At 65.0% G+C, this 14221-nt stretch carries 16 protein-coding genes; 9 read left to right on the top strand and 7 right to left on the bottom strand.

Annotated elements, in window-relative coordinates; all coding sequences use genetic code 11:
- Nucleotides 1-141 precede the first annotated feature (141 nt).
- A complete protein-coding gene (locus C7411_RS13130; protein ID WP_110384720.1) occupies nt 142-603 on the bottom strand; it encodes a universal stress protein in 462 nt (153 codons plus the stop codon).
- A 326-nt stretch (nt 604-929) separates the two neighbouring features.
- Between C7411_RS13130 and C7411_RS13125 the strand changes: the two genes are divergently transcribed.
- Nucleotides 930-2492 carry an MFS transporter gene (locus C7411_RS13125; RefSeq protein ID WP_110384719.1) on the top strand — a complete coding sequence of 521 codons (1563 nt, stop codon included), beginning with the start codon at nt 930-932 and terminating at the stop codon, nt 2490-2492.
- Between the two features lie 144 nt (nt 2493-2636).
- Here the strand turns inward: C7411_RS13125 and C7411_RS13120 are convergent, their stop codons facing one another.
- Entirely contained in the window at nt 2637-3227 is a 591-nt protein-coding gene (locus tag C7411_RS13120) for an acyl-homoserine-lactone synthase (protein WP_110384718.1), read from the bottom strand.
- A gap of 168 nt (nt 3228-3395) precedes the next feature.
- Between C7411_RS13120 and C7411_RS13115 the strand changes: the two genes are divergently transcribed.
- Nucleotides 3396-3710, top strand: a complete 315-nt coding sequence (locus tag C7411_RS13115; RefSeq protein WP_042260174.1) for a helix-turn-helix domain-containing protein — start codon at nt 3396-3398, stop codon at nt 3708-3710.
- On the opposite strand, the gene C7411_RS13110 is transcribed toward C7411_RS13115, so the two are convergent.
- Both C7411_RS13110 and C7411_RS13105 read right to left on the bottom strand, forming a co-directional pair.
- The gene (locus tag C7411_RS13110) at nt 3694-4398 is read right to left on the bottom strand and encodes a helix-turn-helix transcriptional regulator (RefSeq protein ID WP_110384717.1); all 705 of its coding nucleotides are present in this window, start codon (nt 4396-4398) and stop codon (nt 3694-3696) included. The genes C7411_RS13115 and C7411_RS13110 overlap by 17 nt on opposite strands.
- 463 nt (nt 4399-4861) lie before the next feature.
- Complete coding sequence (locus C7411_RS13105) at nt 4862-5320, bottom strand: DUF3005 domain-containing protein (protein ID WP_373682587.1); 459 nt, start codon at nt 5318-5320, stop codon at nt 4862-4864.
- Nucleotides 5321-5629: 309 nt separating this feature from the next.
- Between C7411_RS13105 and C7411_RS13100 the strand changes: the two genes are divergently transcribed.
- Nucleotides 5630-5863: a hypothetical protein gene (locus C7411_RS13100; RefSeq protein ID WP_028206369.1), complete on the top strand. Its 234-nt coding sequence runs from the start codon at nt 5630-5632 to the stop codon at nt 5861-5863.
- A 125-nt stretch (nt 5864-5988) separates the two neighbouring features.
- Complete coding sequence (epsC, locus tag C7411_RS13095; RefSeq protein WP_110384716.1) at nt 5989-6918, top strand: serine O-acetyltransferase EpsC; 930 nt, start codon at nt 5989-5991, stop codon at nt 6916-6918.
- A gap of 47 nt (nt 6919-6965) precedes the next feature.
- Here epsC and folE read toward each other — a convergent pair whose 3' ends face one another.
- Nucleotides 6966-7655 carry a GTP cyclohydrolase I FolE gene (folE, locus tag C7411_RS13090; RefSeq protein ID WP_110384715.1) on the bottom strand — a complete coding sequence of 230 codons (690 nt, stop codon included), beginning with the start codon at nt 7653-7655 and terminating at the stop codon, nt 6966-6968.
- A 91-nt stretch (nt 7656-7746) separates the two neighbouring features.
- Nucleotides 7747-8670, bottom strand: coding sequence for a LysR family transcriptional regulator (locus C7411_RS13085; RefSeq protein ID WP_110384714.1), 924 nt, complete (start codon nt 8668-8670; stop codon nt 7747-7749).
- Between the two features lie 310 nt (nt 8671-8980).
- On the opposite strand from C7411_RS13085, the gene C7411_RS13080 reads away from it, so the two are divergent.
- The 5 genes from C7411_RS13080 (at nt 8981) to pcaC (ending at nt 13072) form a co-directional block, all read left to right on the top strand.
- Nucleotides 8981-9688, top strand: coding sequence for a 3-oxoacid CoA-transferase subunit A (locus tag C7411_RS13080; protein WP_110384713.1), 708 nt, complete (start codon nt 8981-8983; stop codon nt 9686-9688).
- A 17-nt stretch (nt 9689-9705) separates the two neighbouring features.
- A complete protein-coding gene (locus tag C7411_RS13075) occupies nt 9706-10365 on the top strand; it encodes a 3-oxoacid CoA-transferase subunit B (RefSeq protein WP_110384712.1) in 660 nt (219 codons plus the stop codon).
- Nucleotides 10366-10497: 132 nt separating this feature from the next.
- Nucleotides 10498-11865, top strand: coding sequence for a 3-carboxy-cis,cis-muconate cycloisomerase (locus tag C7411_RS13070; protein WP_110384711.1), 1368 nt, complete (start codon nt 10498-10500; stop codon nt 11863-11865).
- Between the two features lie 29 nt (nt 11866-11894).
- Entirely contained in the window at nt 11895-12683 is a 789-nt protein-coding gene (gene pcaD, locus C7411_RS13065; RefSeq protein ID WP_110384710.1) for a 3-oxoadipate enol-lactonase, read from the top strand.
- On the top strand, nt 12683-13072 hold the full coding sequence (gene pcaC, locus C7411_RS13060; RefSeq protein WP_110384709.1) for a 4-carboxymuconolactone decarboxylase: 390 nt from the start codon (nt 12683-12685) through the stop codon (nt 13070-13072). The genes pcaD and pcaC overlap by 1 nt, the downstream gene beginning before the upstream one ends.
- 37 nt (nt 13073-13109) lie before the next feature.
- Here pcaC and C7411_RS13055 read toward each other — a convergent pair whose 3' ends face one another.
- Nucleotides 13110-14177 (bottom strand): NAD(P)/FAD-dependent oxidoreductase, encoded by a 1068-nt coding sequence (locus C7411_RS13055; protein ID WP_110384708.1) that lies wholly within the window; start codon nt 14175-14177, stop codon nt 13110-13112.
- Nucleotides 14178-14221 lie beyond the last annotated feature (44 nt).

Below are 14221 nucleotides of genomic sequence, written 5' to 3'. Positions count from 1 at the left end.
GGGGCCCTATCTCAAATTAGTGGCAAAGCGACGCGCATTTAAGATGAATTGCTTTGAGGCTCGTCAGAAGCCGCTCACGCGGCGTCTGACGGCGCGCAAGCGACTTTCCAATAACACGAAAACTGCCTGCACTCAGTGCGGCTACTGCCCAGCACTTCCGGCGGCCGACGGGATGAGGAGGACGGGCAGCGTGGACTGCCGCACGCAGCGTTCGGCAACGCTGCCGAGGATGAGGCGCTGGAAGCCCCGGCGGCCGTGCGTGCCCATCACGATCAGATCCGCGCCAGCTGTCTTCGCTGCGTTGAGCACGAGCGTCGGCACGTCGTCGAGCGAAGAGGCTTCGCCCGTGAGCATGGCGCCTTGCACGCCACGCGCGCCCATCGCCTTGTTCATTTCTTCCGCGAGTTCGTTGCCCTGCGCGATCATCTGGTTGCGCAGGATCGACGGGTCGTAGCCCGGCGCGTCGAAATACATGGGCGTGTTCTCAATCACGTAATACGGCTGCAGCGTCGCGCCCATTGCCTTCGCCAGGTCGAGCGCGGCTTCGAAGGCGCGGCGGGACGTAGCGCTGCCGTCGACGGCGACAAGGATGCGTTGGTACATAAGACCTCCTCATAGAGTGGGATCGAGAATCGCGCGGCCCCGGGCGAAGTGGTAACGAGGCGGCGCGGCGTGTCGTGACTGGCGAGAAGCTTAATGGATCGCAAGTAAACACGCAGCCGGACTGTATGAAATGTGGAAGGTACAGGAAGGAAGATCAAGTGGGTTGCGTCGGTATATCGCAGCGCTTTCTGATTTCGTTTGCTATGTCGATATGTTGCATGCGCACCGGCATATCGCTATCGTTGCCTCTTTTTCGCTCCGCGCGGTCTGCCCCTTCCGTGAAACCTTCCTCCGCTAACCTGCCGTTTCGCGACGCGCTGCTGGCCATGCTCGGCATCGGCCTCGTCAACATGCTCGTCGCACTCGATCAAACCGTCGTCAGCACCGCTTTGCCCTCGATCGTCGCCGAACTGCACGGTTTCGCGTTCTACGCGTGGATCGCGAGCGCCTACCTGCTCGCCTCGGTCGTGACGGTGCCCGTGTTCGGCCGGCTCGGCGACTATTTTGGCCGCAAGCGCTTCGTGATCGCCGCGGTGATCGTGTTTACGGTGGCTTCCGTGCTGTGCGGGCTCGCGACCGACATGCGTTTTCTGGCAGCGGCGCGCGCGCTGCAGGGCGTTGGCGGCGGGATGATGGTGGGCACGGCCTTCGCCTCGATTCCCGATCTCTTTCCCGACCCGCGTGCGCGGGTGCGCTGGCAGGTCGTCATGGCGGCCGCCTACGGTATCGGCACGGCCGCGGGGCCTTCACTGGGCGGCTGGCTCAGCGAGCACTTTGGCTGGCGCTCGACCTTTCTCGTCAATCTGCCGGTCGGCGCGCTGGCGCTTTATTTCATCTGGGCGCATCTGCCGCGCTACCAGCCGGCGCGTACCGGCGAGGTGCGCATCGACTGGACGGGCGCCGGCCTCGTCGCGCTGGTGCTGGGCGGTTTCCAGACGCTGATCGAGGCGGTGCCGAGGAGCGGCCCGACGACCGGCAACGCCGCGCTCGCACTGGCGGTACTCGCCGGCGCGGCCGCGCTGCTGGCCTGCGAGCGCCGCGCGACGCACCCGATCATTCCGCTCGACCTGTTTCGCGACCCGCAGATCGTCACGTTATTTACGCTCTCGACGCTTTCGGGCTTCGTGATGTTCTCGCTGATTTTTTTCGCGCCGCTCCTGCTGCAGGGCGGCTTCGGGCTGTCGCCCCAGGAGGCGGGGCTGCTCGCCACGCCGATCGCCGCCTGTATCGCGCTAGGCAGCCTGATCAACACGCGCATCGTGATCCGGCTGCGCAAGCCCACGACGATTCTCACCGCCGGCTTCAGCCTGCTGGTCGCGGCTTGCGCCGGTCTTGCCTTCGCGTCCCGGCATACGGCGCATCTCTGGCTCGAGCTGGCGATGTCGGCGGTGGGTATCGGGCTCGGCTTCATTCTGAACAACCTGAATATCTTCGGCCAGGAAATTGCCGGGCGGGAGCGCTTCGGCATCACGACCGCCTTGCTGCAATCCACGCGCATGGTGGGCGGCATGCTCGGTACCAGCGTCGTGGCGACCATCGTCAACCATCGCTATGCGGCCGGGGTGGGGGACGCGCTGGCGGTGATCGGCGCGCCGCTGCAGCAGCGCTGGCAACCCCAGCTCGCCGATCCGCGCGTGCTGATCGACCCGTCGTTGCGCGAGGGCCTCGTCGCGCAGATGAAGGCGGCGGGGCTCGACGGCGCGGCGCTGATCGATGCGGTGCGCCACGTACTGGTGGACGCGATCCATCTGGGCATCGGCCTGACGGGCTGCGCGGCGCTCGCGGCGGCGCTGTGCGTGGGGCGGATTTCCCACATCCGCTTCAGCCGCAGCGCCTCGGCGGCGCAGAAAAGCGCGCAGGCGCACGCCGCCGAAGTCAAGGCCGACTAGGGCCGGCCGCGTTCGGGTGTAGGCGGTCCGCACAGGTTTTCGGATTATATTTGTCTGACAAAAATCCAGTGCGCCTGGCCGAGCGGGAAAGGCCGCGCCACCCAGCCGGCACGTATCTGTATCTGTTCCTGCGCGGCGTCGCCCTCAGGCGGCGTGGGCCATCGCCCCGAACAGCGCGTGGTGCGTCTGCTGGCTCATGGCGATTTCCAGCGCGACGGCATTCTCCACTCCGATGCGCATCGGCGCGCCAAGGCGCGTCAGTTCGATGCCCGTGCGGCGCAGCAGGCGTTCCATCGGCGTCGTGGTCACCGTCACATAGCTGTTGATGCCCGCGCGGTCGGCGAACGAGACGACCGCGCGCATCGCGCTCATGGTCACGTCGGCGAAGCCGAATGCCTGGTCGTTGCCCGACTCGATGGCGAAGCGGCTCAGTTCCCAGATGTTGCGGGCGGTGGGGGCAGCCTTGCCCTGCAGTAGTTGCGGGAAGGTATCGCGCAGCATGTTGGGGCCTTCGGTGGGCATCAGGCGCCAGCAGCCGCGCACGTGCCCTGCGCCGTCCTGGATCAGCATGTAATGGGGCCCGAGCGCGTCGTAGCCGTCGATTTCCATCCCCGCGATGGTGGGAATGTCCCAGCCCAGGCGGTCGCGGAACACGCGCGCGCGCAGCCGGTACATTTCATTGATGTCTTCGTTGTCGAAGTCCTGTCTCAGTCCGATCCGTATCGCAGCTTGCATGACAACTCTCCCGATTTGTGTGGAAGCGCGGCAGTACGGTTCGAAAGCTATGCGTTATGAATATAAAAAAACACCTATCTAGATAGGTAGGTGCGCAGATAGGGCCTCACAAGCAGAATCAGTTCCGCGGCAGTCACTCATCAGGCATATCTGACAGCGAGAGTCATCATGGAACTTATGGGCAATCAATGGCACTCGGGTGCGAACACCACGTCGTCCCCGGGGGATCTGTCCTCGGTCGTCGACCGCGTCCTGATCATTGCGTATCGGAAGAAGAAGAAAGAGAGCCAGCGCCGCTTCTGGGCGCGTTTCGGCGTGACGCAGTCGCGCGGCAGCCGGTTCGAGTCGGGCGCGGAGATTCCGCCGCCGGTCTCGATTCTGCTCGGGCTGTATTTCAACAAGACGATTTCTGACGGCGACCTTGGCCGCGCCGAGCGCGTGTTGCGCGGTGAAGCGCCGATGGTGCTTAGCCCGGGTCAATAAGACCCATCTGGGTCGCAATCACGGCTGCCGCTCGCCGTGAGTTCACGCCGAACTTCCCGCGAATGTTCTTCATGTGGAAGTTCACGACGGCTTCAGAGCAATTGAGGATGTGAGAAATTTCCCAAGTGGACTTGCCTAGCGCAGTCCACTTGAGGCATTCCTTTTCCCGTGGCGTGAGCTTGGGAATCAGCGACTGGACATGGTCGTTCAGGTGCCGCTGGCTCGTGTCCAGCACCAGATCGCGCAGCAGGACGAGATTCGGCAGCGCGCGGTTCACGTCGTCCCAGAACTTGTCCGTGGGATTCGCGTCGTTGACGAAGCAGAGCATGCCGATTTCCTGGCGCGGGCCATGGATCGGCAGGGTGATGCCTGCGCGCAGCCCGTACGAGCGGGCCTCCTCATACATCGATTGTTGCTGCTCGGTCGCGAAAAGCTCCGGCGACCAGATGAGCGGTGCCGAGCGCGTGGTGCAATGCGACACGGTCGGGTCGAAATAGGCCATACCGTGGTCGTTGTACCGCTGCCGCCAGGCGGCCGAGTAGTTCGTGCGGATGAACGCATCCTCGAGCCTCATGCCCGGGCGCGGCAGGATTGCCAGCATGATCTGGCTGAATCCCCACGAACTGGCGAGCTTCGCCACCGCGTCGAACCACGCTGCCTCTTCGGGCGCGTCGAGCACGGGCGACATCTGCTCAATAAAATGTAGAGGCACGTTCAACACTCTCCATCAGCGCTGGGCGAGATCGCTGGGCAGGCCCTCAGACACTCGCTCCTCGCTTCTTATGATGTAAGAATTTATCACTAAATTCCTGTCTGATCCCCCCTCGTCTGCAATCCTCCCGTTTTGTAGGGTCATTTCTGTCAGATTTCGGTGACATCGGAGTGAATTCTACGTCTCCTGAACAGGCGCAGGTCCGCAAGGAAAAGTGCATTGCGCCGCAGCCGAAATAAAGTCGGACGCCACTTCGAAAGCGGCAAAAGCGTGCAACTCGCCGAATAATGCCGGCGATTTATCGGCTTTCATTAATTTTCAGGCTTTTCATTTCGAGTTTTAACTGCACTCGACGGGATACTGTCTGTATCCGCCATTGCTGCGATATCGCCTGGATAATCGCAAACGAATCGCCGCATGGCGAGCGGCGAACCGTTGTTCAGGGCTTGCGCTGCAACTCGATCACGCGCGTCGGCCGCAGGTGGTTGAGCGCGAAGTGCAGACGTCCCGGGCTGCGGCGAGCGCCCGCTTCGCGCGCGGCGTTGCGCTGCCACTCGACGTCGTCGGGCTCTTCGGGCGCGCTCATGCCGAGGTCGACGATCTCGTAGCCGGACTCCAGCGCGATCGGCAGCCGGTGCACGCCCTTGCGGCTGTCGAAGCCCGCCAGGCCGTCATTCGCTTCGGCCACGCTGTTGACGAGCGTCGCGTTGCTGGTCGTCACTTCGTCGGGGCCGATGCAGCCTTCGCCCGCCAGGCGCGCCGCTTCGCGGTTCTTGCCGTCGGTATCGACCGAGCTGTCGTGCGTGCGGTCGTTGTGGAGCTCGGCGCTGCGCGGGCGCGACGGCGACGCGCTCACATCTCCCGCCTTCGCTGTTTGCATGTCGTCGGGACGATTCATGATGCTTCCTCCTTGGAAGATCCGGGGGTGCCTGCGTTCAGCAGGCCATTCCGCAAGCGCCGTTCCGCTGCGGCGCCGCACCCTTGAATCGGGGTGAAAAGCAAGCCGGTTCGCCAGGAGAACGCCTCCAGCGATGTTGCATTTTTTTCGTTGGTTTGGGCTTTTTCCCAGGAGTATGATCCTCTTTCAACGAGTTGGCGCGCTTTCGATTAATGGGCCGGGCGAGGGCTCATGCTGTGGCTTTGCCGCACGATCCTGAATGCACGCGCCAAAAAAAATGGACGAGGCAGTCAGGGGCGGGTGACACACATGCACTTCGACGCTGCATTTACGCATCGTGGCTATTTGCTGAATTGCGCACCGGCGCGTGCCGGTGATGGCACGTATCAACCGTATGTGGTGATTTCGCGCTCGAGCGACGGCGAACTGGTTGCCAACCGATTTTTCCCTGCCGAATTGCGTTTTTCCGATGAGGCGGCCGCCATCGCCCATGCGCGCGACTGGGCCGTGCGCTGGATCGACGCCAGCACGGTCACGCTCTGAGCGCGTGCGCCACGCGGGCCTTGCCCATCTCCGGGGGCGTTTCGGCGAACTCCCGCAAAACGCGGTAATCTCTGGGGCCGATACACTGACTCCTGCACGGACCCTGCGTCTGCTGCCGCATTACCATGTCCAAAGCTGCTTCCCCCGACTGGGGTCTCGAACAGATCGTCGCCGATCTGCGTGCGTCGCGTGAAGAGCGGCACCGCACGCGCCATCCACTCGGTATCCGCGAACTGCCGTCACGCGATGCGGTCGTCGACATCGTCGCGGGCCTGCGCGCGGCGCTCTTTCCGACGCATTACGGCGCGCCCGACCTGACCGACGAAAGCATCGACTACTACGTGGGCCATACGCTCGACAGCACCTTGCGGCTGCTTGCCGAGCAGATTCGCCGCGCGTTGCGCTTCCTGCCGGAAAGCTCGCAGGCGAGCGACGACGAACTGCGCGCGCGCGCATTCGGCGTGGCGCGCGAGTTCGGCCGGCAACTGCCCGAGATTCGCGCACTGCTCGTGAGCGACATTCAGGCGGCGTTCACCGGCGACCCGGCTGCGCAGCACATCACCGAGATCCTGCTGTGCTACCCGGGCGTGTGGGCCATGACGCATCATCGGCTCGCGCATGCCCTGCACCGTCTCGGCGTGCCGCTGCTCGCGCGCTTCATCAACGAGATCGCGCACTCGGCAACGGGCATCGACATTCACCCAGGCGCACAGATCGGTTCGAGCTTTTTCATCGACCACGGCACGGGCGTCGTGATCGGCGAGACGGCGATCATCGGCGAGCGCGTGCGCGTGTATCAGGCCGTGACGCTCGGGGCGAAGAGTTTCGCGGCCGACCTCGACGGGACGCTCGTGAAGGGCAATGCGCGCCATCCGATCGTCGAGGACGACGTGGTGATCTACGCGGGCGCGACGATACTCGGCCGCGTGACGATCGGGCGCGGCTCCGTCATTGGCGGGAACGTGTGGCTCACGCATAGCGTGCCGCCGGGCAGCAGCGTGCGCCAGGGCAAGATTCGCGAGATCGAGCGGGGCGATGAAAGCCCGATGAAGTAGGGAGGGGAACGGGACACGCCGTCCCGTTCGTTTTCTGCGGGTTCCGTTCAGGTGTTCGAGACGCTCATTGCGCCCGGATTGCCGACGATCGCGAGAAACTCGCGGCGCGTGGAGGGATCGGTGCGGAACGTGCCGAGCATGCGCGACGTCACCATCTCGACGCCCGCCTTGTGCACCCCGCGGGTGGACATGCATTGATGCGCCGCTTCGAGTATCACGCCCACGCCCTTGGGCTGGAGGATTTCATTGAGCGTGTCGGCGATCTGCGCGGTCATCTTCTCCTGGATCTGCAGGCGCTTCGCGAATGCATCGACGAGACGCGCGAGCTTCGAGATGCCCACCACGCGATGCTCGGGCAAATACGCCACGTGCGCGCGCCCGATGATCGGCACCATGTGATGCTCGCAGTAGCTCTCGAAGCGGATGTCCTTCAACACGATCATTTCGTCGTACCCGTCCACCTCCGAGAAGGTGCGCGACAGGATTTCGCGCGGATCGACCTGATAACCTGCGAAGAACTCCTCGTAGGCGCGCGTGACCCGCGCAGGCGTATCGAGCAGTCCTTCGCGAGCGGGGTCGTCCCCGGCCCAGCGCAACAGCACGCGCACGGCGTCCTCGGCTTCGGCGCGTGACGGACGCGCGGCGGTCTGGACGGTTGCGTTGGTTGCGCTCTTGCGTGGCTTTGCAGCCTGGCTCGCGCCTTGCCTGGATTTCCCGGCCTTTTTTTCTTCGCTCATGCATGGGCTCCTGTCTTGCGGGAGGACGCCGCTTTGGCGTGCGCCACGAGCGCACATTGTTTCATGTTTTGCCGTGCCCGGCGCGAGGGGGTCATTTGGGCCATTCGTCCATGGCGTCGTTGAACAGTTCGGCCACGATGCTGCGCAGCCATTCTCCGCGCGGCGCATTGTGATACTTGCGATGCCAGTGCTGCTTGAGATCGAAACGCGGCAACTGCAGCGGCGGCTCGACGAGCGTGATCGATGCATGCTCGGACACATAGGCGAAGCCGATTGCATGCGGCACGGTCGCGATGAGGTCGGAGCGCGTGAGAATGAACGGCAGACTCATGAAGTGAGGCGTTTCGAGCACGGCGCGGCGGCGCATGCGTCTTTTCTCCAGATACTGTTCCAGCACTTCCTGGCTGCGCCCCTCGGCGCGCACGACGGCATGGCCCATGGCGAGAAACTGCTCGATCGTCATGGGCTGGCCCGCGAGCGGATGGCCGCTGCGCATCATGCAGATGAAGCGGTGCGTGAAGAGGCGCTGCTGGAAGAAGTTGTTGCCGCCGAGGTCGGGAAAATAACCGACCGCGAGATCGATGTCGCCCGATTCGAGACCGCGCTCGACCTGGCCTGGCGGCAGCGACACCGACCGCAGGTTCGCGTTGGGCGCGCGCCTCGCGAACACCTGCAGGAGGCGCGGAAGAAACACGATCTCGCCGACGTCGGAGAGCGCGATGGAGAACGTGTGCGTGCTCGTGGCGGGATCGAAGTCCTGCGCCTGCAGCATGCCTTTCTCGATGCGCACCAGCGCGTCGCGCGCGGCGGGAATGAGGCCGAGCGCGCGCGGCGTGGGCTCCATGCCGCGCGAGGTGCGCACGAAGAGCGGGTCGCCGAAGAACTCGCGCAGCTTGCCGAGCGCCGTGCTCACGCGCGGCTGGCTCACGCCGAGCCGTTCGGCGGCGCGGCTCACGTTGCGCGTTTCCTCCATGGCCACGAGGAAGGGGATGAGATTCAGATCGAGGTCTTGCATCAAGGCGGGGCAGCGGCGCCGACTATGTCGAAATCGGATAAAGACTAGTCGATGAATCGCAATTCCGGATATTGGGGTATGTGCCCACGAACGCGCCTGGCTTGACGGGCGGGCAGCGCGTGCGATCCGGCGCGCGTCGGCGCCGGCATGACGTCGATGGCCTGTGTGGGTAGGCCCGCCTTGACAAGCCGTTGAATACGCTCCGATAATGCGCTGGACGTTCGCTAAACGAATCGGTGTTCGTATATAGAACTTTTCGCGATCGAGTGACGTGGACCTTCCGCGATGCGCATCGCTTTCAGGAACAGGCATGATCAACAAGATTTTCGACTCGCTTCAAGCCGCCGTGGCCGACGTGCATGACGGCGCCACGGTGATGATCGGCGGCTTCGGCACGGCCGGCATGCCCGCCGAACTGATCGACGCGCTCATCGAGCAGGGCGCGCGCGACCTCACCATCGTCAACAACAACGCAGGCAACGGCGACATCGGCTTGGCCGCCTTGCTCAAGGCGAAGCGCGTGCGCAAGATCATCTGCTCGTTCCCGCGCCAGACCGATTCGTATGTGTTCGACGCACTCTATCGCGCCGGCGAAATCGAACTCGAACTCGTGCCGCAGGGCAACCTGGCCGAGCGCATCCGCGCCGCGGGAGCCGGCATTGGCGGCTTCTTCACGCCCACGGGCTACGGCACGAAGCTGGCCGAAGGCAAGGAAACGCGCCTGATCGACGGCCGTCACTATGTGCTCGAAGCGCCGCTGCACGCCGACTTCGCGCTCATCAAGGCGTATAAGGGCGATCGCTGGGGCAACCTCGTCTATCGCAAGACGGCGCGCAACTTCGGCCCGATCATGGCGAGCGCGGCGAAGGTCGCCATCGCGCAGGTTTCGGAAGTCGTCGAACTCGGTCAGCTCGATCCGGAAAACATCGTGACGCCCGGCATTTTCGTGCAACGCGTCGTGCAAGTGCCGCAAGCGGCGCATCAAGCGCACGCCGGCCAAAGCGGCCAGGCAGCCTGAAGGAACGGAGAGAGGCAATGAAACGACTGAATCGCGATGAAATGGCCAAGCGCGTGGCCGCGGACATTCCCGAAGGCGCGTATGTGAATCTCGGCATCGGCGTTCCGACGCTGGTGGCCAACCACCTCGATCCGAGCAAGGAAATCTTCCTGCACAGCGAGAACGGCCTGCTCGGCATGGGCCCGGCGCCCGCGCCCGGCGAGGAAGACGACGAGCTCATCAATGCTGGCAAGCAGCACGTCACGCTGCTCACCGGCGGCGCCTTCTTCCACCACGCCGACTCGTTCGCGATGATGCGCGGCGGCCACCTCGACTACTGCGTGCTCGGCGCATTCCAGGTGTCGGTGAACGGCGACCTCGCGAACTGGCACACCGGCGCGCCCGACGCGATTCCCGCCGTGGGCGGCGCGATGGACCTCGCACTCGGCGCCAAGCAGGTGTTCGTGATGATGGAACTGCTCACGAAGCAGGGCGAAAGCAAGCTCGTGAGCGAATGCTCGTACCCGGTGACGGGCGTGGGCTGCGTGGGCCGCATCTATACCGACCTCGCCGCGTTCGACGTCACGTCCGAAGGCCTCGCCGTGCGCGAGATCTATTCGGACATCGACTTTGACGCGCTGCAGAAGCTCGCCGGCGTGCCGCTGATCGACGCGACGCAAAACCGTCGCGCAGCGTAGACTGTCTATAGACGTGCGCATCGTTCGCACGTGAGCGGCGCGGCAACCGTCGGCATTCGTCGACGGTTGCCGCGCCCGCTTCGTTCCATCGGTACGCTCTGAACGCCTGCTTTTTTCTACGCGCCACATTCCATGATTGAACGCCTCACGAGCCTGATCTGCGGGACCGAGCCGATGAATGCGGTCTGGTCTCCCGATGCCACGCTGCAACGCATGCTGGACGTCGAAGCGGCGCTGGCGCGCGCCTGCGCTGCGCATGGCGTGATTGCGCAGTCGGCCGTGGCCGCGATCGTCGAGGCCTGTGCGGCGGATCAGCTCGACGCGCCGGCGCTCGCGCGCGACGCCGCGCTGGGCGGCAATCTGGCGATCCCGCTCGTCAAGCAGCTCACGGCGCGCGTGAAGGCCGCCGACCCCGAAGCCGCCAAGTACGTTCACTGGGGCGCCACGAGTCAGGACATCATCGATACGGCCACGGTGCTTCAGCTGCGCGACGCGCTGGCGCTGATCGAGCGCGGCATCGATGCGCTCTGCGCGACGCTGGCGGACCTCGCGCGCACGCATCGCGCGACGCCGGCGATCGGGCGCACCTGGCTGCAGCAGGCACTGCCCATCACGCTCGGATTGAAGTTCGCGCAATGGCTCGACGCGATGCTGCGCCATCGCGAACGCCTCGGCGTGCTGCGCGAGCGCTCGCTCGTGCTGCAGTTCGGCGGCGCAGCCGGCACGCTCGCGAGCTTGCGCGACGCCGCCCCGGCGGTGAGCGCCGCGCTTGCGCAGGAACTCGGTCTCGCACTGCCTGCCTTGCCGTGGCACACGCAGCGCGACCGCATTGCCGAGGCCGCAGCGTTTTTCGGCATGCTCATCGGCACGCTCGGCAAGATCGCGCGCGACATCTCCCTGCAGATGCAGACCGAAATCGGCGAGCTGGGCGAACCGGCGGCGGCGGGCAAGGGCGGTTCCTCGACCATGCCGCACAAGCGCAATCCCGTCGGTTGCGCAGCCGTCCTGACGGCCGCCACGCGCGCGCCGGGCCTCGTCGCGACGGTGTTCGCGGGCATGGTTCAGGAACACGAGCGCGCGCTCGGCGGCTGGCAAGCCGAGTGGGACGCGCTGCCCGATCTCGCGCGCCTCGCTGGCGGCGCGCTCGCGCAGACCCAACAGATTACGGCGGGCCTCGAAGTGCGGCCCGAACGGCTCGCGGCGAATCTCGACATCACGCACGGCCTCATTCTCGGCGAGGCCGTGATGCTCGCGCTCGGCGACCAGACCGGGCGTCTGGACGCGCATCATCTCGTTGAGCACGCATCGAAAACCGCGGTGCAAAGCGGCCGCACGCTGTACGAAGTGCTCGCGGCGGATCCCGCCGTGACGAGGCACCTGGACGAGGCGCGCCTCGAGGCGCTGCTCGATCCGGCCAATTACGCGGGACAGGCGCACGCGTTCGTCGACGCGGTGCTCGCGGCGTATGAAGCGAACGCCAGGCAGCGCACGTCCCATTGATCATGGAAGACACACGAGGAGTCACACGCATGCCATACGCAGCCGTCAACGACACGCATTTGTACTACCGCATCGACGGTACGGAGAACCGCTCGGCGCCATGGGTGGTTTTTTCGAATTCGCTCGGTAGCGACGTGTCGATGTGGACGCCGCAGATCGTCGAGTTCACGAAGCATTTCCGCGTGCTGCGCTACGACACGCGCGGCCACGGCCACTCGGCGGCGCCGCAAGGCCCGTACACCATCGAGCAGCTGACCGGCGACGTGATCGGCCTGATGGACCAGCTCGGCATCGAACGCGCGCATTTCGTCGGTGTGTCGATGGGCGGCCTGACCGGTGTCGGCCTCGGCGCGCGCTACGCCAACCGCATCGACCGCCTCGTGCTGTGCAATACGGCAGCGAAGATCGGCTCGCCGGAAGTGTGGGTGCCGCGTGCGGCGAAGGCTCGCAGCGAAGGCATGCTCGCGCTCGCCGAGGCGGTGCTGCCGCGCTGGTACACGCCTGCATTCATCGCGAGCCATGCGCTCGTGATGTCGCAGGTGCGCGACGTGTTCGTGCATACCGACAAGGACGGCTACGCTTCGAACTGCGAAGCGATCAACGCCGCCGACCTGCGCGGCGAGGCGCCGTCGATCAAGGCGCGCACGCTCGTGATCTCGGGCACGCACGATCTCGCCGCGACGCCCGCACAAGGGCGCGAGCTGGCCGAATCGGTGCCGGGCGCACGCTATGTCGAGCTGAACGCCGCGCACATCTCGAACGTCGAGCGGGCGGACGAGTACAACCAGATCGTGACCGATTTCCTGCTGGGGGCGTGATGAACGACGAAGACCGCTACGAAGCGGGCATGAAGGTGCGCCGCGCGGTGCTGGGCGATGCGCACGTCGATCGCTCGCTCGCCAACCGCACCGAAGTGACGGAGGAATTCCAGAACTTCATCTCGCGCTACGCGTGGGGCGAAATCTGGACGCGCGATGGCTTGCCGCGCCACACGCGCAGCCTGCTGACGATCGCGATGATGGTCGCGCTCAACCGCAGCGAAGAACTCGCGCTGCATCTGCGCGCCGCGCGCAACAACGGCGTCACGCGCGACGAGATCAAGGAAGTGCTGCTGCAAACGGCGATTTACTGTGGCGTGCCGGCGGCGAACTCGGCGTTCCATCTCGCCGACCGCGTCTTCCGCGAGCAGGACGCCGAGCAGGGCTGATCGCATCGCGTCAACACGCGGGGCGCTCGCCCCGCGTTCAGTCGAATACCGGCGACTCGACGCCGAGCACCTTGTGTAGGCGCGTGCTGGTCGTCGTGTACTGCAGATGGATTTTCTTCTCGGGAAACACGTGATGCGCCGCGCCGAACGCGGCGAGCGCGGCTTCGTGAAAGCCGGAGAGAATCAGCTTCTTCTTGCCCGGATAGGTATTGATGTCGCCGACGGCAAAGATGCCCGGCACGCTCGTTTCGAAGCGCGCCGTATCCACCGGCAACTGTTTGCGCTCGATTTCGAGGCCCCATTGCGCGATCGGCCCGAGTTGCGGCGACAAGCCGTAGAACACGAGCAGGTAGTCGAGATCCAGTGCGCGCGTGACGCCGTCGCCGCCGGTCACCTTGATGCGCGCGAGCTTGCCGCTTTCGTCCTCGAAGCCGGTCAGCTGGCCGACGATGGACTGCATGCGCCATTGCTCGCATAGCGCCTGCATCTTCGCGACCGTTGCCGGCGCCGCGCGATAGCCCTCACGCCGATGCAGCAGAATCACGCTCTGCGCGACGTCCACGAGCTGCAGCGCCCAGTCGAGCGCCGAATCTCCGCCGCCGCACACCACGACGTCCTTGTCGCGAAAGCGCTCGGGATCGCGTACGCGATAGAACAGTTGCGCGTCGCGGTATCGCTCGATGCCGTTCAGCTTGAGCGTGCGCGGCTGAAACGAGCCCATGCCGGCCGCGATGAACACCGTCTTCGCGAGGAACTGCGTACCCTTGCCCGTCTGCACGAAAAAGCGGCCGTCGGCGCGCGGCTCGACGATTTGCACTTCCTGGCCGAGATGGAATGTCGCGCCAAAAGGCTCGATCTGCTGCATCAGCGCATCGACGAGCTGTTGCCCGGTGCACATCGGCACCGCCGGAATGTCGTAGATCGGCTTGTCGGGGTATAGCTCGGCGCACTGGCCGCCCGCCACCGGCAGCGAATCGACCACGTGCGCGTGTATCTCCATCAGACCGAGTTCGAACACCTGGAAAAGTCCCACCGGCCCGGCACCGATGACGAGCGCGTCGGTTTCGATGAGCTGCGGCGGGAGGTGCTCGTTGCGCTCGTTCATCGGCGGGCTCTCCTTGCGAGAGGTGAAAGCGGCAGGGACAATGA

The organism is Paraburkholderia silvatlantica, from assembly GCF_003096715.1.
In the GTDB taxonomy this organism is placed as follows: Bacteria; Pseudomonadota; Gammaproteobacteria; order Burkholderiales; family Burkholderiaceae; genus Paraburkholderia; species Paraburkholderia silvatlantica.
This window is presented reverse-complemented; position numbering and strand designations above follow the sequence as displayed.

Coding starts and splice junctions, on each gene's coding strand:
- C7411_RS13130 (WP_110384720.1), bottom strand. CDS start 603: ATGTACCAACGCATCCTTGTCGCCGTCGACGGCAGCGCTACGTCCCGC.
- C7411_RS13125 (WP_110384719.1), top strand. CDS start 930: ATGCTCGGCATCGGCCTCGTCAACATGCTCGTCGCACTCGATCAAACC.
- C7411_RS13120 (WP_110384718.1), bottom strand. CDS start 3,227: ATGCAAGCTGCGATACGGATCGGACTGAGACAGGACTTCGACAACGAA.
- C7411_RS13115 (WP_042260174.1), top strand. CDS start 3,396: ATGGAACTTATGGGCAATCAATGGCACTCGGGTGCGAACACCACGTCG.
- C7411_RS13110 (WP_110384717.1), bottom strand. CDS start 4,398: ATGTCGCCCGTGCTCGACGCGCCCGAAGAGGCAGCGTGGTTCGACGCG.
- C7411_RS13105 (WP_373682587.1), bottom strand. CDS start 5,320: ATGAATCGTCCCGACGACATGCAAACAGCGAAGGCGGGAGATGTGAGC.
- C7411_RS13100 (WP_028206369.1), top strand. CDS start 5,630: ATGCACTTCGACGCTGCATTTACGCATCGTGGCTATTTGCTGAATTGC.
- epsC (WP_110384716.1), top strand. CDS start 5,989: ATGTCCAAAGCTGCTTCCCCCGACTGGGGTCTCGAACAGATCGTCGCC.
- folE (WP_110384715.1), bottom strand. CDS start 7,655: ATGAGCGAAGAAAAAAAGGCCGGGAAATCCAGGCAAGGCGCGAGCCAG.
- C7411_RS13085 (WP_110384714.1), bottom strand. CDS start 8,670: ATGCAAGACCTCGATCTGAATCTCATCCCCTTCCTCGTGGCCATGGAG.
- C7411_RS13080 (WP_110384713.1), top strand. CDS start 8,981: ATGATCAACAAGATTTTCGACTCGCTTCAAGCCGCCGTGGCCGACGTG.
- C7411_RS13075 (WP_110384712.1), top strand. CDS start 9,706: ATGAAACGACTGAATCGCGATGAAATGGCCAAGCGCGTGGCCGCGGAC.
- C7411_RS13070 (WP_110384711.1), top strand. CDS start 10,498: ATGATTGAACGCCTCACGAGCCTGATCTGCGGGACCGAGCCGATGAAT.
- pcaD (WP_110384710.1), top strand. CDS start 11,895: ATGCCATACGCAGCCGTCAACGACACGCATTTGTACTACCGCATCGAC.
- pcaC (WP_110384709.1), top strand. CDS start 12,683: ATGAACGACGAAGACCGCTACGAAGCGGGCATGAAGGTGCGCCGCGCG.
- C7411_RS13055 (WP_110384708.1), bottom strand. CDS start 14,177: ATGAACGAGCGCAACGAGCACCTCCCGCCGCAGCTCATCGAAACCGAC.